The 22,831-nt window shown below is 64.6% G+C and carries 21 protein-coding genes and 1 other RNA gene; 13 read left to right on the top strand and 9 right to left on the bottom strand.

All coding sequences use genetic code 11. The annotated features are described in order from the left end of the window. Positions 1-12 precede the first annotated feature (12 nt). Both pepQ and NDY25_RS15765 read left to right on the top strand, forming a co-directional pair. Positions 13-1,338, top strand: coding sequence for a Xaa-Pro dipeptidase (gene pepQ, locus NDY25_RS15770; RefSeq protein ID WP_168958745.1), 1,326 nt, complete (start codon positions 13-15; stop codon positions 1,336-1,338). Between the two features lie 28 nt (positions 1,339-1,366). Further along, positions 1,367-1,765, top strand: a complete 399-nt coding sequence (locus tag NDY25_RS15765) for an XVIPCD domain-containing protein (RefSeq protein ID WP_256627555.1) — start codon at positions 1,367-1,369, stop codon at positions 1,763-1,765. A gap of 503 nt (positions 1,766-2,268) precedes the next feature. Here NDY25_RS15765 and NDY25_RS15760 read toward each other — a convergent pair. Both NDY25_RS15760 and NDY25_RS15755 read right to left on the bottom strand, forming a co-directional pair. Beyond that, the gene (locus tag NDY25_RS15760) at positions 2,269-3,600 is read right to left on the bottom strand and encodes an aminopeptidase P N-terminal domain-containing protein (protein WP_168958743.1); all 1,332 of its coding nucleotides are present in this window, start codon (positions 3,598-3,600) and stop codon (positions 2,269-2,271) included. Between the two features lie 13 nt (positions 3,601-3,613). Further along, on the bottom strand, positions 3,614-4,156 hold the full coding sequence (locus tag NDY25_RS15755) for a YecA/YgfB family protein (RefSeq protein WP_006451375.1): 543 nt from the start codon (positions 4,154-4,156) through the stop codon (positions 3,614-3,616). A 237-nt stretch (positions 4,157-4,393) separates the two neighbouring features. Here NDY25_RS15755 and NDY25_RS15750 point away from each other — a divergent pair, with 237 nt between their 5' ends. The 8 genes from NDY25_RS15750 (at position 4,394) to NDY25_RS15715 (ending at position 8,620) form a co-directional block, all read left to right on the top strand. Next, on the top strand, positions 4,394-4,615 hold the full coding sequence (locus tag NDY25_RS15750; protein ID WP_256628001.1) for a TIGR02449 family protein: 222 nt from the start codon (positions 4,394-4,396) through the stop codon (positions 4,613-4,615). Continuing rightward, entirely contained in the window at positions 4,612-4,911 is a 300-nt protein-coding gene (locus NDY25_RS15745) for a cell division protein ZapA (RefSeq protein ID WP_006451377.1), read from the top strand. Before NDY25_RS15750 ends, NDY25_RS15745 begins: the two co-directional genes overlap by 4 nt. Before the next feature lie 95 nt (positions 4,912-5,006). Continuing rightward, positions 5,007-5,191, top strand: a non-coding RNA gene (ssrS, locus tag NDY25_RS15740) — 6S RNA. Positions 5,192-5,272: 81 nt separating this feature from the next. After that, entirely contained in the window at positions 5,273-5,863 is a 591-nt protein-coding gene (locus NDY25_RS15735) for a 5-formyltetrahydrofolate cyclo-ligase (protein WP_168958742.1), read from the top strand. Further along, positions 5,860-6,330: an EVE domain-containing protein gene (locus tag NDY25_RS15730; protein ID WP_167393509.1), complete on the top strand. Its 471-nt coding sequence runs from the start codon at positions 5,860-5,862 to the stop codon at positions 6,328-6,330. The genes NDY25_RS15735 and NDY25_RS15730 overlap by 4 nt, the downstream gene beginning before the upstream one ends. 106 nt (positions 6,331-6,436) lie before the next feature. Continuing rightward, entirely contained in the window at positions 6,437-7,084 is a 648-nt protein-coding gene (gene rpiA, locus NDY25_RS15725) for a ribose-5-phosphate isomerase RpiA (RefSeq protein WP_168958741.1), read from the top strand. 164 nt (positions 7,085-7,248) lie between these two features. Beyond that, complete coding sequence (locus NDY25_RS15720; protein WP_168958798.1) at positions 7,249-7,698, top strand: DUF192 domain-containing protein; 450 nt, start codon at positions 7,249-7,251, stop codon at positions 7,696-7,698. Between the two features lie 40 nt (positions 7,699-7,738). Continuing rightward, a complete protein-coding gene (locus NDY25_RS15715; protein ID WP_023904979.1) occupies positions 7,739-8,620 on the top strand; it encodes a SirB1 family protein in 882 nt (293 codons plus the stop codon). A gap of 97 nt (positions 8,621-8,717) precedes the next feature. Here the strand turns inward: NDY25_RS15715 and NDY25_RS15710 are convergent, their stop codons facing one another. Next, a complete protein-coding gene (locus NDY25_RS15710; protein ID WP_023904980.1) occupies positions 8,718-8,957 on the bottom strand; it encodes a rubredoxin in 240 nt (79 codons plus the stop codon). A gap of 23 nt (positions 8,958-8,980) precedes the next feature. Here NDY25_RS15710 and thiE point away from each other — a divergent pair, with 23 nt between their 5' ends. After that, positions 8,981-9,604 carry a thiamine phosphate synthase gene (thiE, locus tag NDY25_RS15705; protein ID WP_168958740.1) on the top strand — a complete coding sequence of 208 codons (624 nt, stop codon included), beginning with the start codon at positions 8,981-8,983 and terminating at the stop codon, positions 9,602-9,604. Positions 9,605-10,589: 985 nt separating this feature from the next. On the opposite strand, the gene NDY25_RS15700 is transcribed toward thiE, so the two are convergent. Beyond that, on the bottom strand, positions 10,590-13,766 hold the full coding sequence (locus NDY25_RS15700; RefSeq protein WP_256627554.1) for a TonB-dependent receptor domain-containing protein: 3,177 nt from the start codon (positions 13,764-13,766) through the stop codon (positions 10,590-10,592). A 307-nt stretch (positions 13,767-14,073) separates the two neighbouring features. On the opposite strand from NDY25_RS15700, the gene hemL reads away from it, so the two are divergent. Together hemL and NDY25_RS15690 are read left to right on the top strand one after the other, a co-directional pair. Then, the gene (gene hemL / locus NDY25_RS15695) at positions 14,074-15,363 is read left to right on the top strand and encodes a glutamate-1-semialdehyde 2,1-aminomutase (RefSeq protein ID WP_168958738.1); all 1,290 of its coding nucleotides are present in this window, start codon (positions 14,074-14,076) and stop codon (positions 15,361-15,363) included. Positions 15,364-15,612: 249 nt separating this feature from the next. After that, a complete protein-coding gene (locus NDY25_RS15690) occupies positions 15,613-18,384 on the top strand; it encodes a winged helix-turn-helix domain-containing protein (RefSeq protein WP_168958737.1) in 2,772 nt (923 codons plus the stop codon). An 84-nt stretch (positions 18,385-18,468) separates the two neighbouring features. On the opposite strand, the gene azu is transcribed toward NDY25_RS15690, so the two are convergent. The 5 genes from azu to NDY25_RS15665 form a co-directional block, all read right to left on the bottom strand. Beyond that, positions 18,469-18,918, bottom strand: coding sequence for an azurin (gene azu, locus NDY25_RS15685; protein ID WP_074058195.1), 450 nt, complete (start codon positions 18,916-18,918; stop codon positions 18,469-18,471). 91 nt (positions 18,919-19,009) lie between these two features. After that, positions 19,010-20,212, bottom strand: a complete 1,203-nt coding sequence (locus NDY25_RS15680) for a pyridoxal phosphate-dependent aminotransferase (protein ID WP_168958736.1) — start codon at positions 20,210-20,212, stop codon at positions 19,010-19,012. A gap of 30 nt (positions 20,213-20,242) precedes the next feature. Then, a complete protein-coding gene (locus NDY25_RS15675) occupies positions 20,243-20,746 on the bottom strand; it encodes a RidA family protein (RefSeq protein WP_023904987.1) in 504 nt (167 codons plus the stop codon). Between the two features lie 28 nt (positions 20,747-20,774). Beyond that, positions 20,775-21,200 (bottom strand): c-type cytochrome, encoded by a 426-nt coding sequence (locus NDY25_RS15670; RefSeq protein ID WP_168958735.1) that lies wholly within the window; start codon positions 21,198-21,200, stop codon positions 20,775-20,777. Then, positions 21,197-22,804, bottom strand: a complete 1,608-nt coding sequence (locus NDY25_RS15665) for a flavin monoamine oxidase family protein (protein WP_168958734.1) — start codon at positions 22,802-22,804, stop codon at positions 21,197-21,199. Before NDY25_RS15665 ends, NDY25_RS15670 begins: the two co-directional genes overlap by 4 nt. Positions 22,805-22,831: the final 27 nt, after the last annotated feature.

The following is a 22,831-nucleotide window of genomic DNA, read 5'->3' as shown; positions in this document are numbered from 1 at the left end:
ATCGAGCCCCGCATGACCCAGCCGTCCTTGAGCCACCTGTATTCCGACCACCTGCGCACGCTGACCGCGCGCGCCGATCAGGCGCTGCAGCGCGGCGGCTTCGATCACTTGGTCGTGCCCAGCGGCAGCCTGCATTACCAGGTGTTCGACGACCGCGATTACCCATATGCGGTCAATCCGCAGTTCAAGGCCTGGGTGCCGCTGACGCGGGTGCCCAACAGCTGGCTGATCTACACCCCGGGCAAGCGCCCGACGGTGATCTTCTACCAGCCGTTCGACTACTGGCATGTCGTGCCCGACGCCCCCAGTGGCTGGTGGGTAGAGCACTGTGACATCCACATCATCCGTACCCCGGACGCGGCCTTGACGCTGCTGCCCAAACAGCCCGAGCGCTGCGCGATTCTCGGCGAAGCGCAGAGTGCGCTCGGCGCCTATGTGCCGAACAATCCGCAGCCGGTGCTTGATTACCTGGACTACCAGCGCGCCTTCAAGACCCCATACGAACTCGCACTGCTGCGCATTGCCCAGCAGCTGGCAGTGCGTGGCCATCGCGCCGCCGAAGCGGCATTCCGTGCAGGCCAGAGTGAGTTCGGCATCCACATGGCGTATTGCGCAGCCGTGGGCCAGGACGCCAACGAACTGCCGTACGGCAACATCATCGCGCTCAACGAACACGGCGCAGTGCTGCACTACACCGAACTCGGCCAGCAGCCGCCGCAACCGCTGCGCAGCTTTTTGATCGATGCCGGCGCTTCGGCCTACGGCTACGCCAGCGACATCACCCGCACCTATGCCGCCGACCCGGGCAGCGAATTCCAGGCACTGATCGATGCGGTCGATGCCGCACAGATCCGCATGGGCCAGAACGTGCGCGCGGGCGTGGATTACAAGCAGCTGCATGTGGAGGCGCATCTGGCGTTGATGGGCATCCTCAAGGACTTCGGCATCCTCACCGTGTCGCCGGAGGCCGCGCTCGCCACCGGTGTCAGCGCCGCGTTCTTCCCGCACGGGCTGGGCCATCTGATCGGCTTGCAGGTGCACGATGTCGCCGGCTTCGCAGCCAGCGACCGCGGCGGCCGCATCGAGGGCCCCGCCGGTCACCCGTATCTACGCCTGACCCGCGTGCTCGAACCGGGCATGGTGGTCACCATCGAGCCGGGCGTGTATTTCATCGACATGCTGCTGGACGAAGTGAAGAAGAACGGCCACGCCGCCAGCATCGACTGGCAGCGCGTCGACCACTTCAAACCCTACGGCGGCATCCGCATCGAAGATGAAGTGGTGTGCACTGATGGCGCTCCCGAAAACCTGACACGCCCAGTGTTTGCCGCACCATAAATTATTCTGCACAGCACGGAGCATCGCCATGAACGATCCACGCCAACCCTCGCACCCGGACCATCCGATGTATCAGCAGATCGAGCGCGGTGTGCACGCGATCGACGCCGCACACGGGCGCGAGCCCGACCAGACCAGCGCGCGGCTCACCGCCGCGTTGCTGCCGCTGGCCAAGGAAGGCGGTTTGTCGCGCGTGGATCACGTACTGATGAGCGAGGCCAACAACAAAGGTGTGCACGGCGGCGAGAATGTGTTCGTGGTGCAAGGCGATCCGGCCAATCCGGCGCATCTGCGCGCGCATATGAAGACCGAACAGGCGCTTGGCATGCCGGTAGAACAGTCGTTCGAGCGTGCGCGGCAGCTTGCGTCGCCGGGCGAGCAAGTCCAGCCACCCGAACCCACGCAGACACCGCGGCTGGGGCGGTAAGATCGGCTCAAAACGACTGCGCGGATGCCTAACGGTGAGCGCAGGGTTTTGTTAGCCGCATCTTGGTGAATGCCGTCAGAAGTCCAGGTCAACCGCTGAGTCGGTCGAGGGCGCGGTGCCCTCGCCGCTCGCGGGACACGCCGCAAGTACGTCTATGTAGGCTCGGTGGCGGCATCCATGCCGCACACGGTCCCGCAATCGGCGAGGACACCGCACCAGAAGATCAGTCGGTTGCTTTGTTGAAAACATGCACACCGACCATCTCCACTGTCCCTTGCCCGCCCACCGGCGCGGGACCTTATGCGGCATGGATGCCGCAGAAGAGCTTCCAGGGACGTACTTGCAGCGTGTCCCGCGATGGTGGGCGGGCAAGGGCCCTGCAGCCAGGCCGCAGATCAGCCGCCCTGCAGCAGGCCGGCATGAAGTCGTTCTGTTAGCCGCTCTAAGTAAGGCGATAAACCCGATTCGACGCGTTGTCGATGCGACGCGCGTTGGACGCAACATTACGCAACGCTGCCGGCCATCTCCGCTTCGATCTCGTCGGCACTGCGCGCCAGCGCATCGGTCAACACGCGATGGCCCTCTGCGGTGATCAGCACGTTGTCTTCGGTGCGGATGCCGATGCCGCGCCACCTGGCCTCCACGGCGGTGTCGTCGGCGCTGATGTACAGCCCCGGCTCGATGGTGAATACCATGCCGGGTTCGAGCAGACGCGAGTCGCCTGCCAGCCGGTAGTCGCCCACGTCGTGCACATCCAGGCCCAGCCAGTGGCCGGTTTTGTGCCGATAAAAGCGCTTGTAATGGCCGTCGGCGATGTTGCGTTCCAGCGTGCCCTTGAGCAGCCCCAGGCGCAGCAATCCTTCGGTCAAGGTTTCCACTGCGGCCAGATGCCCTGCTTCGTACGCCACGCCCGGGCGCGCCTGCGCGAGTGCGGCAGCCTGCGACGCGCCGACCAGATCATGCAGCGCGCGCTGTGCCGGCGTGAAGCGGCCATTGACCGGAAAGGTGCGGGTGATATCGGCTGCATAGCCGCGATATTCGGCGCCGGCATCGATCAGCACCAGCTCGCCATCGCGGCTGCGCGCATTGTTGGCGCGGTAGTGCAGCACACAGGCATTGCTACCGGTGCCGACGATGCTGCCGTACGCCGGCCACGCATCGGCGGCGCGAAATTCGCGCTCGACCTCGGCCTGAAATTCGTACTCATGCACGCCCGGCCGTGCCAATCGCATCGCGGCGCGATGCGCACGTACGCTGATGTCGGCGGCCTGCTGCATCAACGCGATTTCATCGCGCGATTTGAACAGCCGCTGCTCGTGCAGTAGATGTCCCAGTTCGAGGAATTCGTGCGGCGGCTGCGCGCCGTGGCGCACCTGCTCGCGCACGCGCTTGAGCCAGCCGATCAACTTGAGATCGAAATCGACATCGCGCCCGAAGTGGTAGTAGACGCGGCTACGCCCTTCCAGCAGGCCCGGCAGGATCTCGTCGACATCGTCGATGGGATACGCATCGTCCATGCCGTAATGCGCCACCGCGCCTTCCTGGCCCTCACGCGGGCCATCCCAGGCTTCGCGCTCGGCACTACGCTCGCGGCAGAACAAAATCGCCTCGCCATGCTTGCGCCCGGGCACCAGCACCAGCACCGCTTCCGGCTCCGGAAAGCCGCTCAGATACCAGAAGTCCGAATCCTGCCGGTACGGGTAATGGGTGTCGTGGCTGCGCACCCGCTCGGGTGCGGCCGGCAGGATCAGAATCGCCTGCTCGCCGGCCATCTGCATCAGCTGCTTGCGCCGGCGCGCGTACTCGGCGGCGCCAATCCCGGTGAGCTTTTTCATATCGGTTGTGCGATCAGTTCAAGCGTTGGCGGAAGCGCGGCCCCATCACGCAGTCGCCATGCAGCAACAGCACCGCCACGCGCACGAACTCTTCGATCTCGGCCAGCGCGGTGTCGTCCTCGTCGGCGGCATCGAAATCGTCGCTGGAGGCCTGCGCCAGCCGCGCCAGATCCTGCAGCGCTTCTTCGCCCTCTTCGGTCAGTGCCGGGCGCTGCTTTGCAGCCAGACCGAACCCGCCCAGGAAGGCACGACACCAGTCGAACAAGGCATCGGTGCGCGCCGCCAGCGGTGCGCCGTCATCGATCAACAGGAGCTCGAAGGCGAAATCGCGGTCTTCGAGCTGCGCCACCGTGGCCTGCCGCATCTGGTCCAGTGCGCCGCCCTGCTTGGGCGGTACCTGCGCCACGTCGGCCAGCACGTGCCCCAGCCAGTCGCCGCTGTCGGCGCCACCACCGGAGAGCCAGCCGCACAGCCCGCCGTGCAACTCCGCCGCAGAGGACGCCAGCGCCAACTGGCGACTCTCGTTTTGCACAGCGGTTACGTCAGGCAGATCCATCAGGTCATCCAGGCTAAGAACAGAAGGGGCCGGCACACCGGCCGGCGATCAGACTTCCCAGTGTATCAAGGCACCCCGCCCCGGCTGCTACTGCCGCGTTCCATGCAGCGTTCCACGCGCACGGGGCCGGCTCGGCTCGGGGCAGCGACAGCCCTTGTCGCGATTGGCCTGACGGCGGGTGAGCGGCCCGTGATCGCACGCTTGACCGCCGCGCGCACGCGCCCCTATCGTGGGCGTATGGACAACGCTGCCGCCCTCGCCCAACTCAGCGCACTTACCGCCCGCGTGGAGGCGTTGGTCGAGCGCACCCAACGGTTGACCGACGAGAACCGCAGCCTGCGTCATCAGCAAGAACAGTTGATCGGCGAGCGCGCGCGGCTGCTTACCAAGAACGAACAGGCGCGCTCGCGCGTGGAAGCGATGATCGTGCGCTTGAAGTCACTGGAGCAACACACGTGAGCAACAACGAGCCGGTCAGCGTGCGTATTCTGGATCGTGAATACACGGTTGGCGTTACCGCAGACGAACGCGAGAGTCTCACTGCTGCGGCACGCCTGCTGGATCTGCGCATGCGCGAGATCCGTGGCAGCAATCGCATGGCGGCGGTAGATCGCGTTGCAGTGCTGGCCGCGCTCAATCTGGCGCACGAATTGCAGCAACTGCGCGAACAGCAAGCGCTCTACGAGCGTGAATTGGCGAACACGCTGGACAACTTGAATCGTCGTCTCGACAGCGTGGCCGACACACCGCGTTGAGTGCAATTCGCACTGTCGTCGCAAATATGAATTTTCAATCTCGCCGGCCGACGAATGGGCTAGCCATCGCGCAGCAGAGGTTTATACTTCACCTGCGTTCTCTGCTGTAAACGACAGCGTGCAAAACATTCGCCTTGTCCCTTAATTACGACCACGGGGGCGCGACGAAGCCGGGAGTGCAAGTCCGCCTTGTAGCGGGAAGCCCGATGGCCTCACAACGTCCCCACTTGAACCCCGGGTTCAAGGTCGTTTCGCCCGCATCGTTCATGGCGGAGAATGCAAATCTGAAACGGCGCCTTCGGGCGTCGTTTCTTTTTGCGTGTTTGAAACAATGCGTCATCCCTTCCGCCATGAGACACCCATGACCGACGACCGAGATGCATTGCGCCAGCAGTTGCGTGCGCAGCGCCGCAGCCTGCCGGCGACGCAGCGATTGGCGGCCGCCGATGCGCTGGCCGAACGCCTGCTGGCACTGCCGTTCGCGCCGCAGACCGGTGCCGTGGCCGGGTACTGGGCGATGGATGGCGAAATCGCATTGCACCGCTGGCAACTGAGCCTGCCGGCCGGCGTGCGCTATTGCCTGCCGGTGCTGGACGGCCGCGTGCTGCGCTTCGCGCCGTGGAGGCCAGGCCAGGGCCTGGTCAGCAACCGCTACGGCATCCCCGAGCCGGACGTGGAGCGCGCCCAGCTGCTTGCACCCGAGGAAATGGCATTGGTGATCACGCCGCTGACCGGCTTCGACGCGCAGTGCCGGCGGCTAGGCATGGGAGGCGGCTGGTATGATCGCAGCTTCGCGTTCCGGCATCGCCAGGCGCCGCCGCCCTGGCTAGTCGGCGTCGGCTTCGCTGCGCAACAGGTTCCCGCCTTGCCCGCCGAATCCTGGGACGTGGCGGTGGATGCCGTCTGCACCGAACGCGCCACCTTCCTGAAAGACGACACCCTCTCTGTATGACTGCCCGCAAGCGCTATTGGTTGATGAAGTCCGAGCCGGACACGTTTTCCATCGATGATCTGGAGCGCGTCGGCACCGAGCCGTGGAACGGCGTGCGCAATTACCAGGCGCGCAATTTCATGCGCGACGGCATGCATGTGGGCGATGGGGTGTTCTTCTACCACTCCAACTGCAAGGTGCCGGGCATTGTCGGCATCGCCAAGGTCGCCAGCGCGGCCTACCCGGACGACACCCAGTTCGACCCCAAATCCGATTACCACGACCCCAAGGCCAGCCGCGAAGATCCGCGCTGGATGCTGGTGGACGTGTCCTTCGAGCGCAAACTCAAGCGCACGATTGCGCTGGACGAAATCAAGCAGCAGGCCGATGCACTGGGCGAAGGTTTCCCGCTGATCGCACGCGGCAATCGCCTGTCGATCCTGCCGGTGACTGCCGCGCAGTGGAAATTGTTGCTGGCGATGGAGTAGCCGGGAGTAGAGATTCGGGATTTGAGATTTGCAAATCCCGGCTCAGCCCAGCCGCTCTTGCGATTCCCCAATCCCGATTCCCTCCCCAATCCCGAGCTCTTACCCCATGTCCGAAGCAAAACGCCTGGCTGCCGAAAAAGCGATCGATTACGTGGAAGACGGCATGATCGTCGGCGTGGGCACCGGCTCGACGGTGGCCTACTTCATCGACGCCTTGGGCCGCATCGGCCATCGCATCAAGGGTGCGGTGTCCAGCTCCGAGCAGAGCAGCGCGCAGCTCAAGCGCCACGGTATCGAGGTGCTGGATCTCAATCACACCGGCAACCTGTCGCTGTATGTGGACGGCGCCGACGAGTGCGACCCGAACCGCTGCCTGATCAAGGGCGGCGGCGCGGCGTTGACGCGCGAGAAGATCATCGCCGAGGCCAGCGAGCGCTTCATCTGCATCATCGATCCGAGCAAGCAGGTGCCGGTGCTGGGCACCTTCCCGTTGCCGGTGGAAGTGATTCCGATGGCGCGCAGTCTGGTGGCCCGGCAGATCCTGGCGCTCACCGGCGGCCAGCCGGTGTGGCGCGATAACGTGATCACCGACAACGGCAATGTGGTGCTGGACGTGCACAACCTGCAGATCACCGACCCGGTGGCGCTGGAGCGCAGTTTGAACCAGATTCCCGGCGTGGTCTGCGTGGGCCTGTTCGCGCGTCGCCCGGCCGATGTGGTGATCGTCGGTGGCGAACCGCCGCGCGTGCTCTAAGCGGTGACCTGCGCGCGTTCGCGCGCGCATTTCCGGCCTGCGGCGCGAAGCCACTGCGGGCCGCCCACCTACTGCACGCGATGACCGGCCCAACCCACCACGCCGGCTTGACGCACGCGGCCGCTTGGCAGATGGTGCGCCATTCCCGTCCGTTGGTACGCCGCATGCGCCATTTTCGCTTTCTCGCCCTCGCCTGCCTGATCCTGCTGAGCGGCTGCGCCAGCGCCGGTAGCGCGTGGGTGGAACTGGCCGGCACGCGTTACCAGGTGGAACTGGCGCAGAACGACGCCGATCGCGCAAAGGGCCTGATGTTCCGCGATGCCATGGCCGAAGATCACGGCATGCTGTTCATCCACGACCGCCAGGAGCCGCTGGCGTACTGGATGAAGAACACCAAGATCGCGCTGGATATCCTGTATTTCGACAACCAGCGCCGGCTGGTGTCGCAGCAACGCGACGTGCCGCCGTGTTCGGCCGGCGATGCCTGCCCGCCCTACCCCAGCAAGCAGCCCGCCCGTTACGTGCTGGAGCTCAATGCCGGCCAAGCCGCCAAGCTCAATCTGCAGGACGGCGCCACGCTGAACTTCAGCCCGGACATCCCGAAGCTCAAGTAAATCTCACACCACAGGCCATTCCTGTCAGGAAGTACCGGACTTGAACCACGCGCCGCTTGCCGACACTCTTGGCAGCATGGTCGACATGCTCCCACTTCCCCATTGGACCGCGCTCGCCAGCCTGGACGACGACGCGGTGCCGTTGATGTCCACCGCGCTGCTGATCGCGCGCGACGAGTATCCGCAGCTGGATGCCGAGCTGTACGACACGCTGGTGCAGAGCCACGTGGAGCATCTGCGCCGTGAAGTAGAGGCGATCGACTTGTGGCCGCTGAAGATGGCCGCGGTGAATCGCTATCTGTTCGACGAGCTGGGGTACTCGGGCAATCACGACGAGTATTACGACCCGCGCAACAGCTACCTCAATCAGGTCTTCGAGCGCCGCCTGGGCAACCCGATCTCGCTGGCGATGGTGCAGATCGAAGTCGCGCGCCGGCTAGGCATTCCGCTGGCGGGGGTGTCGTTTCCAGGGCATTTCCTGGTGCGTTTGCCGGTGGACGATGGCGTGCTGGTGATGGACCCGTTCAACGGCGGCCGCCCGTTGGGTGTGGACGAGTTGCGCGAGCGTGCGCGTCCGCATCTGGGTGGCGAGGTTCCCGACGACCGCGCCCTGGCGCAGATTCTCGACCCGGCGCCGCACCGCGCGATCCTGATCCGTATCCTGCGCAATCTGCACGGTGTGTACGCCGATGCCGAGCACTGGGACCGCGCCGCCCGTAGTGCCGACCGCATCCTGAAGCTGGTGCCGGATCAGCCAGAAGCGCTGCGCGACCGCGGCATGGCCTATCTGCATCTGGGCCACCGCAACGGCGCCCGCCACGATCTGTCGCGCTATCTGGTGCTCAATCCCGGTGCGCAGGATGCGGGCAATCTGCATGAGCATCTGGTCGAGCTGAACGGTCAGCGCGCGCACGCGCACTGAAATCACTGCCAGCTGCGCGTTCGTCGGCGTCGCGCGAGCGGGCGCAGGCGAGGTTTTGGCGACAAAAACGCAGTCACTCAACTGCGCTGCAAGCGCCTCAGCCGATCTCGATCATCTCGAAGTCGTCCTTGGTCACGCCGCAATCGGGGCAGGTCCAGGTCTCCGGGACGTCTTGCCAACTGGTGCCCGGGGCAATGCCTTCTTCGGGGATGCCGTCGGCCTCGTGGTAGAGAAACCCGCAGACGACGCACATCCATGTGCGGTAGGTGGTCGTGGATGTCTCGCTCATCGGATAATCGCGGTCACGCAACGGTGGGACTGCATTGTCCCATCCCACCCACCGCTTCCGGAAGCGCTGCCATGCCCGACCTGCACAACGCCCGCGGCGTCTACCTGATCACTCCAGACGAGCCCGACACTGCGCGCCTGCTCGCGCGCACGCGGCCGCTGCTGCCTGCCGTCACCTGGCTGCAGTACCGCAACAAGCAGGCCACCACGGCGCTGCGATTGGAACAGGCCAGCGCGCTACGCGAGGCCTGCGCTGCGCACGGGGTGCCGTTGATCATCAACGACGATGCGCGGTTGGCGTTGCAGGTGGGCGCGCAGGGCGTACATCTGGGCGAAGACGATGGCGAGGTGGCTGCGGCACGCGCGCTGTTGGGCGCGCAGGCCATCATCGGGGTGTCGTGCTACGACGAGATCGCGCGTGCGCAGGCGGCGGTGGCGGCCGGTGCGAGCTATGTGGCCTTCGGTGCGTTCTTCCCGACCACGACCAAGGTGACGACACGTCGCGCCTCGCCTGCGCTGTTGCAGCAGGCCGCTGCGCTGGGAGTGCCACGCGTGGCGATCGGCGGCATCGCGGCTGCGCAGGTGCCGGAGTTGGTAGCAGCAGGTGCCGCGTTGATTGCGGTGGTCAGTGGCGTATACGCCGCGCCGGATCCAGTCGCAGCAGTGCAGGCATATCGGGCCGGGTTTGCGCAGTAGCGCTGCTGGCAGACGACAGAGCTGCCGGCGACACGTGCTGTCCAAGACGCAAGACCATCAAGATTTCGAGTCGTAGCAATGTTTGATGCAGTCGCAAGCTCAGGTCAAAAGCTTGGTTGGTCGAGGGCGCGGTGCCCTCACCGCTCGCGGGACACGCCGTGAATCCGTCCCTGGAGGCTCGGTGGCGGCATCCATGCCGCCACACGGTCCCGGTCCCGCAATCGGCGAGGACACCGCACCAGAGAGTTTCCTGGCTGCTTTGTTAAAAGCCATGCAAACCGACCAACTCGACTGGTCCTTGCCCGCCCACCGTCGCGGGACCTTACGCGGCATGGATGCCGCGTAAGAGCTTACAAGGACGTACTTGCAGCGTGTCCCGCGATGGTGGGCGGGTAAGGACCCTGCAGCAAACGCAAAGAACTCAAGTGCGCGCTGCTCTCGCCCCTCGGGGGACACGCCGTGACCCCGTCCCTGGGGGCTCAATGGCGGCATCTTTGCAGCCAACGGTCCCGTAATCGGCGAGGAAACCGCACCAGACAGTTTGCTGGTTGCTTGAAAACATGCACACCGACCATCTCGACGGGTCCTTGCCCGCCTACCATCGCGGGACCTTACGCGGCATGGATGCCGCGTAAGAGCCTACACGGACGTACTTGCGGCGTGTCCCGCGATGGTAGGCGGGCAAGGGCCCTGCAGCCAAACCGCAGATCAACCGCTCTACACCTGATCTATCCGCATCGTCCAACCCAATCAATACAACCGAATGATCGAGTCGTCGCGTCGGATAGATGCAGGCAAAAGCTCAGTGGGCCGGGGGCGCGCTGCCCTCGCCGCATCAGAGCGTTGGCCGTGACCCGGTAAAAAGTCGCGCGGGTCGCGCGCCTTATTCAGACGATTGAAGCTGGTTAGAGCCCCATCACCCAAAAAAACAGCGACGCGTGCCATCACGCGTCGCTGCCGGTTTTGACTCCATCGCCCAACGCGATTAGAAGTCGTAGCTCAGCGTCACCCGGCCCGAGCGCGGTGCCTGATAGGCGACGACCTGATCCCATAGCGGGTTGGTGGTGTTGTCGGGCAGCTGCGAGAACGGGTAGATGTTGGTCGCGGTCTGCTCGTTGGTGATGTTGAACACGTCGAAGCGTAGTGCCAGCTTGCCGGCGGCGAATGCCGGCTTGTAGGTCACCCCCATGTCGAGCTGCGCGATCCAGCCAAGACGCCCCTGCGAACCCGGAGGCGATGCCACGCCGGTGCCGGTTTCCGGGTTGTAGCAGTAGTGGTACGGCCCGCCGGTGATCGCGCTGCCACCGTAGCCGGCCGGATCCGTGCCGGGGTAGTTGTCGCCGTAGTAGTTGCCCAGGCAGTTATGCGGCGCGCCCGAAATCAGGCTGAAGTTGGCCGACGCGCCCCATTGCGGATTGAACTGGTAGAAGCCGAACAACTTGAGCTGATGGCGGTGATCGTTGGATTGATCGCCGTTGAAGTGTTCCATCAGCGCCGCATGATCCCAGCTCTGCGTCGTAGAGACCGACGCCTGGCCCTGATAGCTGCCTAGCGCACCGCCGGTACGCCACAGATCCGAACGCACCTGACCTTCGGTGGTGCCGTAGCTATGCGACCAGACGTAGTTGACCTTGGCGTACCACTGGCCGTCGAACGGGCGCTCCAGATTGAATTCGACCGCAGAGTAATTGCGCTTGAACTTCGGGAAGCCCGCAGCCTCGCGGCTCACCGCCACTTCATGAAACTGGCCATCGGTGCCGATCACGCCCCAGGTGTTGGTCTGGCCGGGATTGATCAGCGATGCACCGGCAACCTGCGAGAAGTCGATGGTCACGCCTTGCGCGGCGGCGGCAGCGATCAACGCAGTGTTGGAGACGTCGTAGTTCTGATCGTCGATACCCGCATTGAGGCGGCGATGCGTACCACGCACGCCCAACACCCAGCCGGTGTCCAGCTGCTTGGTGAAGCCAAGGATGATCTCGTCCTGGTTCTCGCCTTCGATGTCCTTGACCACCGCAGTACGTACATCGGCGATGCGACCGAAGCGCGAGTTGGCCGACACTGCCGAACCCAGCTGCTGCGCCACGATCGGCGTGCCATCAGCATTGATGCCGCTGTAGGTGAAATAGGTATCGGTGGTGGTGGCCGGGGTGAACAGGCTCACTGCCGACAGCGGCAGGCCCAGGTAGTAACGGCCGATGTTGCCGAACACCTTCAGGCTCGAATCGCCGTTGACGTCCCAGCTGAAGCCCAACCGTGGCGCCCAGGCATTGTCCACTTCGATATAAGGATCGCCAGACGGGGTGTAGTTGGTGAATTCGTCCTTGCGCAGGCCGATGCTCAACAGCAAATTATCGGTGACCTGCCACTTGTCTTCGATGTAGTAGGCGCGTTGCTTGGCCTCGTACGAATACAAGCTGGTGTTGATGTTGCGCACCGCGTAATAGCCGCTCGATCCGTTGACCGGATCAACCAGGCCCGGGCTCGGCGCGCCGATGCCGCCAGCTTCGTTGGCAGACTGGCTGACCAGTCCACCCGTCAGGAGGCCATTGGGATCGTTAGTCTGACCATAGGTCCACGCAAAGCCGGGGCCGGAAAGCACCGAGCCGACATCGATGCCTTCGGACTTCTGGTTATCGATACCGAAGTTGAGCGTGTGGTGGCCGATGCGCCATTCCAGATTCAGGCGCTGATTGTCTTTCTTGTACTCGCGATCCGGGGAGCTGACCGAGGTGACCAGCTGACTGCCGATGCGCGGTGTGCCGCCGGTATAGGCAGGATTCTGCAATGCGGCGCTGTTGATGACCGGGCCACCGGCCGCGTTGTAATTGAAGGGTGTCAGCTCGTCGGGCGTGCTCATCTTGCCGTACAACGCGGTTACGGTGAGATTGTCGTTGAGATAGCCGGTGTACTTGCCGGTGAACAGGGTCGGGCCGGTTTTCCAGGTGGATTCGTCGGTGAAATAGCTGCCGCGCGTACGATCGACATAGTTGTAGCGGTAGATGGAGCCGTTGGTTTCGGCCTCGTCGCTGGCGCCGGTCACCTCGATCAGATGATTGTCGGTGATGTTCCAATCCACCTTGGCGTACCAGCGCTTTTGCTTGTAGTCGTAATCGGTGAGGCCACCGGTACGGCCGTTGTCGGTGTCGCGATTGGTGCCGACGCGCACGCCGTCCGAATCCACCTGCTCGGCCGCCAGGAAGAAGAACAGCTTGTCCTGGATGATCGGCCCGCCGACATAGGCGCTGTAGGTGGTCTGGTTGGCTTCGGCCTCGCTGGCCGGCTGGTACAGGCCGTTGGCTGCGCGCGCATAGCGATAGGCGGCGTTGTTGACGGTGCTGGCCTGCGCATCCGGGCGCCAGTAGATGTCGCGCTGATTGGCGCGCAGGCCGTTCGGCTCCCAGATCACTGCGGTGCCGAACTTCCACTCGTTAGTACCGCGCTTGCCGATCTGGTTGATCACGCCGCCGTTGGCGCGGCCGTATTGCGCGCCGTAGCCGCCGGTAAAGATTTCCTGCTGGTCGATGGCGCCGTACGGCGGGGTCAGACCGCCAAGATTGTTGCTGATGGTGGTGGTGTTGAAGCCATTGAGGTAATAGGCGTTTTCGCTGGCGGCCGAGCCGCCGAAGCTGGGCAGCGAACCGCCGAGCGGGCCGTTGTCGAAGCCACCGCTGTTGACCACCACGCCCGGCGCCAGCAAGGCGATGGCTTCGGCAGTACGGCCCAGCGGCAGTTGCTGCAGCTGCTCGGCGGTGACCACGGTGCGCGTGTCCACGCTGCTGACGTCTATGGTGGTCAGGCCTGCGGCGGTAACGGTGACGCTATCCAGGGTCTGCATACCGCTCCCCGACGCGGCAGTGAACGAGACGTCGGTGTTGGCGCCAACCGTGATGGCGACGTTTTCGCGGGTTTCCACCACTGCGCCATCGCGCTTGACCGTGACCTTGTAGGTACCCAGCGGCAGATTGCCGGCGGTGTAACGGCCGCGCGCATCCACCGGCACTTCGCGGGTAAAACCGCTGTTGTTTTCCACCAGCACGCTGGTGCCGCTGCTCTGCCCCACGCTGCCGACGATGCTGCCGCTGGTGGACTGCGCGTGGACGCTCCCCATCGCCACGACCAGCGCCAACGCCAAGGCACGCTTCTGGATACTACGGTTCATGCTTTCTCCCCAAGTCTGGAACTGTCGGCAACGCGACAAAAATGAACGGCGCCAGTGGCTACCGGAATCACACTTACTGAACATCCGGATCGAAGCACCAATGACCACCCGCCATCAGCTCATGCCCCAAACCATCGATACCGTCCCGTTCGATCATAGGCAGCCGCGTTGCCCTACCCGCCGGCTCCGACGGGTAGGCAGGCACACGGTGGGTAGGCGGACAGGGTGCGCAAGCCTGACAATGGCGCGTGCGCTGCCCGTGGTCGGGCAGCGCCGCCCCATCGGCATCACTCAAGGATCTACGCGCATGAACCACTCCCGCTCCCACGCCCTGTTCGCCCAGGCGCAGACCCTGCTGCCCGGCGGCGTTAACTCACCGGTGCGGGCGTTCAAGTCGGTTGGCGGCGAGCCGTTTTTCGTGGCGCGCGCCGATGGCCCGTATCTGTATGACGTGGACGACAACCGCTACATCGACTACGTGGGCTCGTGGGGGCCGATGATCGCCGGCCACAATCACCCGGCGGTGCGCGAGGCGGTGGAGCGTGCGATCCGCGATGGGCTGTCGTTCGGTGCGCCGTGTGCGGCCGAAGTGACCATGGCCGAGACGATCAATCGGCTGGTGCCCTCCTGCGAAATGGTGCGCATGGTCAATTCCGGCACCGAAGCCACGCTGTCGGCGGTGCGCCTGGCGCGCGGCGCCACCGGGCGCAATCGCATCGTCAAGTTCGAAGGCTGTTACCACGGCCATGGCGACTCGTTTCTGGTCAAGGCCGGCAGCGGCATGCTCACTCTGGGCGTGCCGACCTCGCCCGGCGTGCCGCCCGGCCTGAGCGAGCTGACCGCCACCCTCACCTTCAACGATTTCGAAGGCGCCACGGCGCTGTTCGACGAGATCGGCGCCGATGTAGCGGCGGTGATCATCGAACCGGTGGTCGGCAACGCCAACTGCATTCCACCGCAGGCCGGCTACCTGCAGCACCTGCGCACGCTGTGCACGCGGCACGGCGCGCTGCTGATCTTCGACGAAGTGATGACCGGGTTCCGCGTGGCGCTCGGTGGCGCGCAGGCGCATTACGGGGTGACCCCGGACCTGAGCACCTTCGGCAAGATCATTGGCGGCGGCATGCCGGTGGGCGCATACGGCGGCCGGCGCGACCTGATGGAGCAGATCGCACCCTCCGGCCCGATCTACCAGGCCGGCACCTTGTCGGGCAATCCGGTGGCGATGGCGGCGGGCCTGGCGATGCTGGAGCTGGTGCAGGAGCCGGGCTTCCACGCGCGCCTGAGCGCGCAGACCAGCGCGTTGTGCGAAGGCCTGGAAGATGCCGCCCACACGGCCGGCATCGCGGTCACCACCAATCAGGTCGGCGGCATGTTCGGGCTGTTCTTCACCGACGAGATCGTGGAGAGCTACGCGCAAGCCACCGCCTGCGATATCACCACCTTCAACCGTTTCTTCCACGCGATGCTGCAACGGGGCGTGTATCTGGCGCCGTCGGCGTACGAAGCCGGCTTCATGTCCAGCGCGCACGACGCTGCGGTGATCGAAGCCACGCTTGCAGCGGCACGCGAGGCATTTGCGGAAGTGGCGCGCTGAGGCGCATTCATGCGGGTCGCTGCTGGATGTGATTTGCGCAGCGACCACCGCAAACTTTGCTTTTGTCTTGTGGCTGTCATACCTTTCTGAAAGGTGTCCACGGACGGGCATGGGTGGGGACCCTCGAAGCAGCGGATGTGTCGTCGTCGCCGGTCACGGTGACGCCTGGTGCGTCGCCGCTGTTTCATCACGATCTGCAGTGCGTCGAGTCGGCGCGCTGCCGACGCTTGCCACGGCCGCCCTCGCCTCATGCTCAAGCCTGTTGCGTTGCTTACTCCGCGCCCGTCACCGTCGCGCGATTCCGTTCTTCCCGATTGGCTGCTTGCCAGCAAGCTGGAGCCGCCGCTGGCGCGCCCTGGTGCGGTGGTGCGTGGCGCGTTGCTGGCTGCGCTGGATCAGGCACACGCCCGCCCGCTCACGCTGTTGCTGGCGCCGCCAGGGTTTGGCAAGACCACCCTGCTGACGCAGTGGCATGCGCAGCTGTGCGCGCGCGATCACGCCGCTGTGGCGTGGCTGTCACTGGATGAAGAAGACGCCGACGCCGCGCGCTTCCTCGGCCATCTGGCCTTGGCGCTGCAGAGCGCAGGGGCGGATCAGGCACTGTGCGCAGCGGTGCTGCATAACCGCGATCAGGACCCGCGCGAGGCGGTGACGGTGCTGATCCGCGCGCTGCGCGCCGCGCCACGGCGCATCAGCGTGATTCTCGACGACTACGACCGGCTCGGCAGCGGCATCGTCGACGAGCTGGTGTTGCGCCTGGTCGAACACAGCGGCGGACGTCTGCACCTGTTGCTGGCCACCCGACGCATACCGGCGCTGCCATTGGCCCGCCTGGATCTGCAGGCGCTGCTCAGCCGCGTGGGCAGCGCGCAACTGGCGCTGGACGAGCGCGAAGCGCAGGCATTGCTGGGGCCGCAGGTACCCGCGCCGGTCGTGGAAGAATTGCTGCGTTACACCGAAGGCTGGCCGGTGGCGCTGCATCTGGCGCGGCTGTGGCTGGAAGGCGGCGCGCAACGTCAGCAGGAAGTGGCCGCGCGTTTCTCCGGGCGCAGCGCGCAGATCGCCGCGTACCTGGCCGAGCAGGTGGTCAACGATCTGGATGCCGACACGCGCGATCTGTTGTTGCGCACCAGTGTGCTGGAGCGCGTCAACGCCGCGCTGGCCGATGCGGTGCGCCAGCGCGACGACAGCGGCCGGCTGCTGGCGCGGCTGGAACATTTCCACGGCCTGCTGGTGCCCATGGATGGCGAGCGCGAGTGGTTTCGCTATCACCCGTTGTTCGCCGACTTTTTGCAGCAGCTGCTGGACCGCGAGCATCCTGGCCAGGCCATGCAACTGCATCAACGTGCCGCGCGCTGGTTCGGCGATCATCAGTATCTGGCCGAAGCGGTGCGGCACGCATCGCGCGGCGATTGCGGCGACCTGGCGGCCAGCTACATCGCGCGTGCCGGTACCTGGCAACTGCTGCTGACCCACGGCACGCATGCAGTGCGCGCGCTGCTGCGTCACTTCGAACACCGCACCATCCGCGACACCCCGGCGCTGAATCTCACTCAAGCGCATCTGCATGCGAAGCTTGGCGAATTCAGCCACGCGCGGTTGTTGCTGGAACGTTTCCGCGACTTTCCCGCTGCACTGCGTGAGCCCTTGCAGCGCGATTACACCGTGGTGGTGGCGGCACTGCGCGATCGCCTCGATGAGATCTGCGGCAATCCGCATGGCCTGACCCAGATCGCCGCACAAGCCTCCGCGCTGGACGAAGACGACCATCTCGGACGCGGCATGCTGCTGTGCATCTGTGCCACCACCGCCATTGCGCAAGGCGCCTTTGTACTAAGCGAACGCTATGCCTTGAACGCACGCGATGCGATGCAGCGTGGCGGCAGCGAACTGGGCGCGAGCCAGGCGCTGTTGTCGTTGGGCCAGAGTTTCTTCTATCGCGGTCGCCTCAGCGACGCCGAGGCCTGTTACCAACAGGCACTGAGCGGGTGCGCACGCACGCCGCAACTGGATCGCGTGCTGGAAGCAGCCGCCAACTGTCTGCTGGCGCAACTGCATTACGAACGCGGGCATCACGACGATGCGGCCGATCTGCTGCATCCGGCGCTGGAATTGCTGGAGCAACACGACGGCGGCATGGACGTGCTGGCGGCCGCTTACGACACCGCACTGGGATTGGAGCGCGTGCGCGATCACAGCGGGCGCAGTGCCTTGGCGCTGCTCGAGCACATCGAACAGATCGCGCATGGGCGCAAGCTGATGCGGCTATCGGAACTGGCCGCAGCCTGGCGCCTGATGCTGTTGCTGGAGCATCCAGGCAATGCCGCCATCGATGTCCTGATCGCGCGCACCGGGGGTGAATCCGGATTGGCGCATACCCTGCGCTCGGCGCACCGTTGGCGCGACCGCGCGGCGATGGGCTTTGCGCTGGCACGCTGGCATCGCCTGGCCGGCCGCAGCAGCGCGGCGCTGACCATCCTGGGCCAGATCGAACACGCCTGCCTGGCCAACGACAACCTGTGCCATCTCGCCCGCACCCGTGCGCGCATCGCCCTGGTGCTGCAGCAGCGCGGCGAACTGGTCGCTGCGCTGCCGCATCTGTACAGCGCGCTGGATCATGTGGCGCTGACGCAAAGCTGGCAGGCGATCGTCGAACTCGGCCTGCCGGCCAAGGCGATGCTGCGCTCGCTGCGTCAACACGACCCGCATACCGTGGGCGGCACCACGCGTGCGCTTACCATTCAAGCCTTGCTCGAACGCCTCAGTGGCGACGAAGACCCGGCCGGCGATATTTTCAGCGAACGCGAACTGGAAGTGCTGGCACAACTGGCGCGTGGTTATTCCAACAAACAGATCGCACGCTGTTTGCACCTGTCAGAAAACACCGTCAAGTTCCATTTGAAAAATCTCTACCGCAAGCTCGACGCGCGTAGTCGCGAAAGCGCCTTGGCGCAGGCCTTGCAACGCGGATTATTGCGGGCGGCCGATCCGCATACTGGCTCGGATGCGGCACCGAACTGATCCGAGCGCGCGTATAACAGCCTGCGCTTGACGCGCATGTGCATGCGTTGCGACATCGCCTTTCAGGCGATGTCGCAGACCCCATCAGCCAAAACTCAGCGTGCCTTTCATCATTGCCCAATGACCCGGGAATGAGCAGAAAAAGGTGTAATCGCCGCCCTTGCTCAACTTGCTGGTCGCAAAGCTCACCGTGGTGCTGTCGCCGCCGCCGATGACCTTGGTATGCGCGATCACGCGGGGGTCGGCTTTGGGTAGATAGCTGTCGGCGATGCTGGAGCGTACGCCGGCATTGGCGACGGCTTGAAAATCGGCAGCCTTGGTCAACACCCAGTTGTGGCCCATCACCGTGGCGGCCATCTTGCCGGAGTGCTTGAGGGTGAGGTCCACCTGCGTGCAGTCGGGCGCCAGCTTGATCGCGCTCTGGTCGAACTTCATCTGATCGTTGCCAGTGATGGTCACCGCGCAAGTACGCGCCCATGCCGAAGGTGCCAGCAGCACCAGTCCAAGCACCGCAATCGTCGAAAACAGCTTCAAAGGAACACTCCTGCGATAAAAGATGCGCGACACCCAGCGCGCCTGGTCACCCCAACGCGTTCGCATGCGCCGGTGTGACCAGAGTAACGCCTCATGCGTATCGGAAAAAAGCATCCATCGGATCCTGCACATCGGCGCTGGCTTCCGTCAGCGGCAATGGGCCGCGCTTGCCGGCCATCACCTGCACGAACGCCTGCTTGAAGCGTGCCATCTCCACTTCGGTGCCAACCGTGATCCGCGACCAGGTCGGCCACACCGGCCAGCTGCGGCCGATGAACACGCCATGGGTGGCCATGTCGTCCTTGAAGCCGGCAGCCGGGCGCTTCACATCGACCATGAAGCAGTTGCTCTCCGATGCGCTGCAGGCGTAGCCCTGCTTGGCGAGAAACTCCATCACATCCTTGCGCGTGGCCGCCGTGCGTGCGCGGCGCTGCGGCACCAATGCCGGATCCCGCAGGCTGGCCAGGCCTGCAGCAGCGGCGGTCACCGGCAGGCTGTTGACGCTGTAGAACATCAGCTTGGCCAGCAGGTCCGGGCGTGCAGCTGCATAGCCCAGGCGAATGCCGGCCATGCCGTAAAGTTTGGAGAAGGTGCGCAAGACCACCACGTCCTCGCCTGCAGCGACCATGTCGACCACGCTGCTGGTGCTGTTCGCAAAGTGGATGTAGGCCTCGTCCACCACCAGCACGCTGCCCTTGGGCTTGTGCGCCAGTGCGTAATCCAGATCCTTGCGCGCAGTCACCGAGCCGGTGGGGTTGTTGGGGTTGCAGATGTAGATCACGCCCGGGCTGGCGTCGGCGGCGCACATCGCCTGCACGTCGTGCGAGAAGTCCTTGCGCAACGGCACCTTGATCAGTTTGGCGCCATTGCGGGTGGCGGCGCGCCAACCGGATTCGTAGGTGGGATCTGCGGTGACGAGCGCTGCGCTGGGCGAGGTGAACGCCAGCATCGTGTAGTCCAGCGGCTCGGTGGAACCGGCGTAGGCCATCAGGTGATTGACCGGCAGCTTGAGCTCGGCGGCCAGGGTATTCATCAGTTCCATCTGCACATCGCGCAGGTAGCGCCCACCTTGCGGTGCGATCTGTGCGATGGCTCTCACCGCTGCCGCCGATGGACCATCCGGGAATTCATTGGAGCCGATCATCACCGGCGACAACGCGCTCGCCGGTGTAGGCACGATGGCGGCGGAGCGTTCGGCGGCGCTGGCCAACAGCGGCAGCGCACTTGCCCCTGCAGCGCCGGCAAACAGCGCGGAGTCACGTAGAAACGTGCGGCGCGAAAGAGCAGTTTTCATGACAACCTCCAACAAAATGGCAATGCGGATTCAAGGACGAACGGCGACCACTTCGATTTCCACCCGATACAGCGGATTGCCCAGCGCGGCGATCTGGAATGCAGAGCGCGCCGGCAGATTGGGCTGCTCCTTGGTGCCGAAGAACTGACGGTAGCCTTCCATGAAACCGTTGAAATCCATCTTGCCGCCCATCGCTGGATCGCCGACCAGAAACACCTGCATCTTCACCACATCGCCCATGCCCAAGCCCAGCGCTGCGAGTTGCTGCTTGATCTGATTCAACACGCTGACCGTCTGCGCCTTGGTGTCGCCATACGCAGCAGCCGAGTCTTTCGGCGCGCTGGTGTCCACCACGGCCGGTACCTTGCCACTGACGTAGACGGTGGCCTTGCCGGCGGGAATTTCCACCGCGGCAGCGATGGGGAAATCGCTATTGGGAATCTTGTGGCGGATCACCTCTGCAGCATGCGCGGCGGTGAGGCCTGCGGACCACAGCATGGCGGCGGTGAGAACGGCAGTCACTGGACGGAACATGGCAACTCCTTGCATGAGAGACAAAGAATCAGTGGCGCAGCAATTTGACGTCGTCGGCGGTGACGACCTCGGTGTGATCGTTGCCGAAGTGGGTGCGCACATAGCTCACCACTTCGGCCACCTGGCGGTCGTTGAGCATCTCACCGAAACCGGGCATGCCGGCGTGGCCGTCGAGCACCATCATGGTGACGTAGGGGCCGGCGGCGAGCTTGGGATTGCCGGCAAGCGCGGGATAGTCGCCCGCGCCTTGTGCGCCGCGCCCGGCCGGCATGTGGCAGCCCTGGCAGATCGCCTGATAGACATCCTGGCCGGATGCCTTGGCAAAGCCCTGCTGCGGGAACAGCTGCGTGGCATCGGAACTCTGCGCCTGGGCGTCGTATGCGCCCGGTGGCAGCAGCAATGCAGCCATCGCAACGACGAACGTGGCAGCGGCCAAACGTGGCAACAGACTCATGCGCGCCCTCCTCCGGCCAGCACTTTGCGATGCAGACGGCCCACGACATCGTGCGCAGACAAAATCGCACCTTCCTGCCAGGCCGGAATATAGGACACGTGCTCACCAGCCAGCGCCAGGCGCCCGTCGATCTGGCACAGCGGCGTGTAATGTTCGGCACGCGCCTGCTCGCTCCACATGCCGAAACAGCCATGGGTGAACGGCACGCGGTGCCAGCCGACCGAAATACCATTCTCGAACTCGCGCGGATATTGCGGATGCAATTGCGTGCCGTATTCGACCGCCTTGCGCACGCGCTGCTCCGGGGTCATCGAGGTGAACTGGTAAGCGTCCAATCCCCACACATACGCACCGAGGAGCACGCCCTTGCCGGGGCTGTGATAGTTGGTGCTGGGATAGCTGATCAAGGTGATCGGCAGATCGGTGTAGCTGATGCCGCCGTAAATGGCTTCGTCCTCTTCCCAGAAGCGGCGCTTGAATTGCAGGCCCACTTTCACCGATGCCGCATACGGCACCTGGCCGATCGCGGTGGTCATTGCGTCGCTGGCGGTGACCGGAATGCGGCTGAGCACCGATAGCGGAATCGTGCAGATGCACCAATCGGCACTGGCGATGCGTTCTTCACCACCGTGCGCGGCATCCTGCCAGGACACGCGCACGCCGCTGCCATCCTGATCGATCTTGGTGACCTTGGCGTTGTAGGTGATGGCATCGCCGAGCTGGCCCGCGAATGCCTTGCCGATCTGGTCCATGCCGCCCACCGGCTGAAACATGGTGGTCTGCATTTCGTAGTTGTTGCCGGCCGCCAGCGTGGTCCACAGGCGCGAGCGCAACACATCCTGCACGCTGAAAGGATCGGAGAATTCCGGCTTGCCGGACAGACCGCCGCCGGGATAACGCGCAAAGCCGCGGCGCTCGCTGCTGTCCTTGCCTTTGACGTAGCCGAACTTGTGATCCAGCGCGCCCCAGGTCCGCAAGGACTCCAGCAACACTTCCTGGTCTTCGCGGCTCACGCTCTTGTCCAGGGCCTGCTGCTGCGTGCACTTGGCCAGCAGCTCGGACACGTGGCCTTTGTAATCGGCATCGATTGCGCGAAAGCGCTGCGGTTTGCCGCCGAAGCCCTTTTCGCTATGCAGCAGCGCGTTGTAGTTGACCTGATTGAACGCTTCCAGCGCCACGCCGAATTGCTTGCAGTAACTCAGCACCGCCTTGTGGTGATGCGGAATGCGCCACGGCCCGGGATTGAGATACAGCCCCTCGTCGAACTGGCAGTGCTGCGTCGCCCCGCCCAGTTCGGTGTAACGGTCGCCGCCACGCAGCGTCCAGTTACGGCCGCCGGGGCGATCGTTGTATTCCAGCAACTGCACGCGATACCCGGCCTTGCGCAGTTCGAAGGCCGCCGCCATGCCGGCCAGCCCAGCACCCAGAATCAGCACCGAGGCGCCCTTCGGGTCGCCATCCAGTTGCAGCGGCCCTTTGAAATTTGATTCGGCTGCCATGCCCAGGCTGCTCATCGCCTGATACATCATTGCGCCGCCAGCGGTCATGCCGATGCGCGCCAGCAATTGCCGCCGCGTCATCGCCCCAGAGTGGTTGCCTTGCATCAACGCGTAGTCCTTGCATGTCATGGA

Source organism: Xanthomonas hortorum pv. pelargonii (assembly GCF_024499015.1).
GTDB lineage: Bacteria > Pseudomonadota > Gammaproteobacteria > Xanthomonadales > Xanthomonadaceae > Xanthomonas > Xanthomonas hortorum_B.
The sequence above is the reverse complement of the archived record's forward strand: the minus strand, read 5'-3'. Positions and strand labels throughout refer to the sequence as shown.

Bases quoted from the DNA above. Each gene is read 5' to 3' on its own strand.
- hemL (WP_168958738.1), top strand. From the start codon at position 14,074: ATGAACCACTCCCGCTCCCACGCCCTGTTCGCCCAGGCGCAGACCCTG.
- NDY25_RS15680 (WP_168958736.1), bottom strand. From the start codon at position 20,212: ATGAAAACTGCTCTTTCGCGCCGCACGTTTCTACGTGACTCCGCGCTG.
- NDY25_RS15700 (WP_256627554.1), bottom strand. From the start codon at position 13,766: ATGAACCGTAGTATCCAGAAGCGTGCCTTGGCGTTGGCGCTGGTCGTG.
- rpiA (WP_168958741.1), top strand. From the start codon at position 6,437: ATGTCCGAAGCAAAACGCCTGGCTGCCGAAAAAGCGATCGATTACGTG.
- NDY25_RS15765 (WP_256627555.1), top strand. From the start codon at position 1,367: ATGAACGATCCACGCCAACCCTCGCACCCGGACCATCCGATGTATCAG.
- NDY25_RS15720 (WP_168958798.1), top strand. From the start codon at position 7,249: ATGCGCCATTTTCGCTTTCTCGCCCTCGCCTGCCTGATCCTGCTGAGC.
- pepQ (WP_168958745.1), top strand. From the start codon at position 13: ATGACCCAGCCGTCCTTGAGCCACCTGTATTCCGACCACCTGCGCACG.
- thiE (WP_168958740.1), top strand. From the start codon at position 8,981: ATGCCCGACCTGCACAACGCCCGCGGCGTCTACCTGATCACTCCAGAC.
- NDY25_RS15760 (WP_168958743.1), bottom strand. From the start codon at position 3,600: ATGAAAAAGCTCACCGGGATTGGCGCCGCCGAGTACGCGCGCCGGCGC.
- NDY25_RS15675 (WP_023904987.1), bottom strand. From the start codon at position 20,746: ATGTTCCGTCCAGTGACTGCCGTTCTCACCGCCGCCATGCTGTGGTCC.
- NDY25_RS15665 (WP_168958734.1), bottom strand. From the start codon at position 22,804: ATGCAAGGCAACCACTCTGGGGCGATGACGCGGCGGCAATTGCTGGCG.
- NDY25_RS15690 (WP_168958737.1), top strand. From the start codon at position 15,613: ATGCTCAAGCCTGTTGCGTTGCTTACTCCGCGCCCGTCACCGTCGCGC.
- NDY25_RS15735 (WP_168958742.1), top strand. From the start codon at position 5,273: ATGACCGACGACCGAGATGCATTGCGCCAGCAGTTGCGTGCGCAGCGC.
- NDY25_RS15755 (WP_006451375.1), bottom strand. From the start codon at position 4,156: ATGGATCTGCCTGACGTAACCGCTGTGCAAAACGAGAGTCGCCAGTTG.
- NDY25_RS15670 (WP_168958735.1), bottom strand. From the start codon at position 21,200: ATGAGTCTGTTGCCACGTTTGGCCGCTGCCACGTTCGTCGTTGCGATG.
- NDY25_RS15730 (WP_167393509.1), top strand. From the start codon at position 5,860: ATGACTGCCCGCAAGCGCTATTGGTTGATGAAGTCCGAGCCGGACACG.
- NDY25_RS15750 (WP_256628001.1), top strand. From the start codon at position 4,394: ATGGACAACGCTGCCGCCCTCGCCCAACTCAGCGCACTTACCGCCCGC.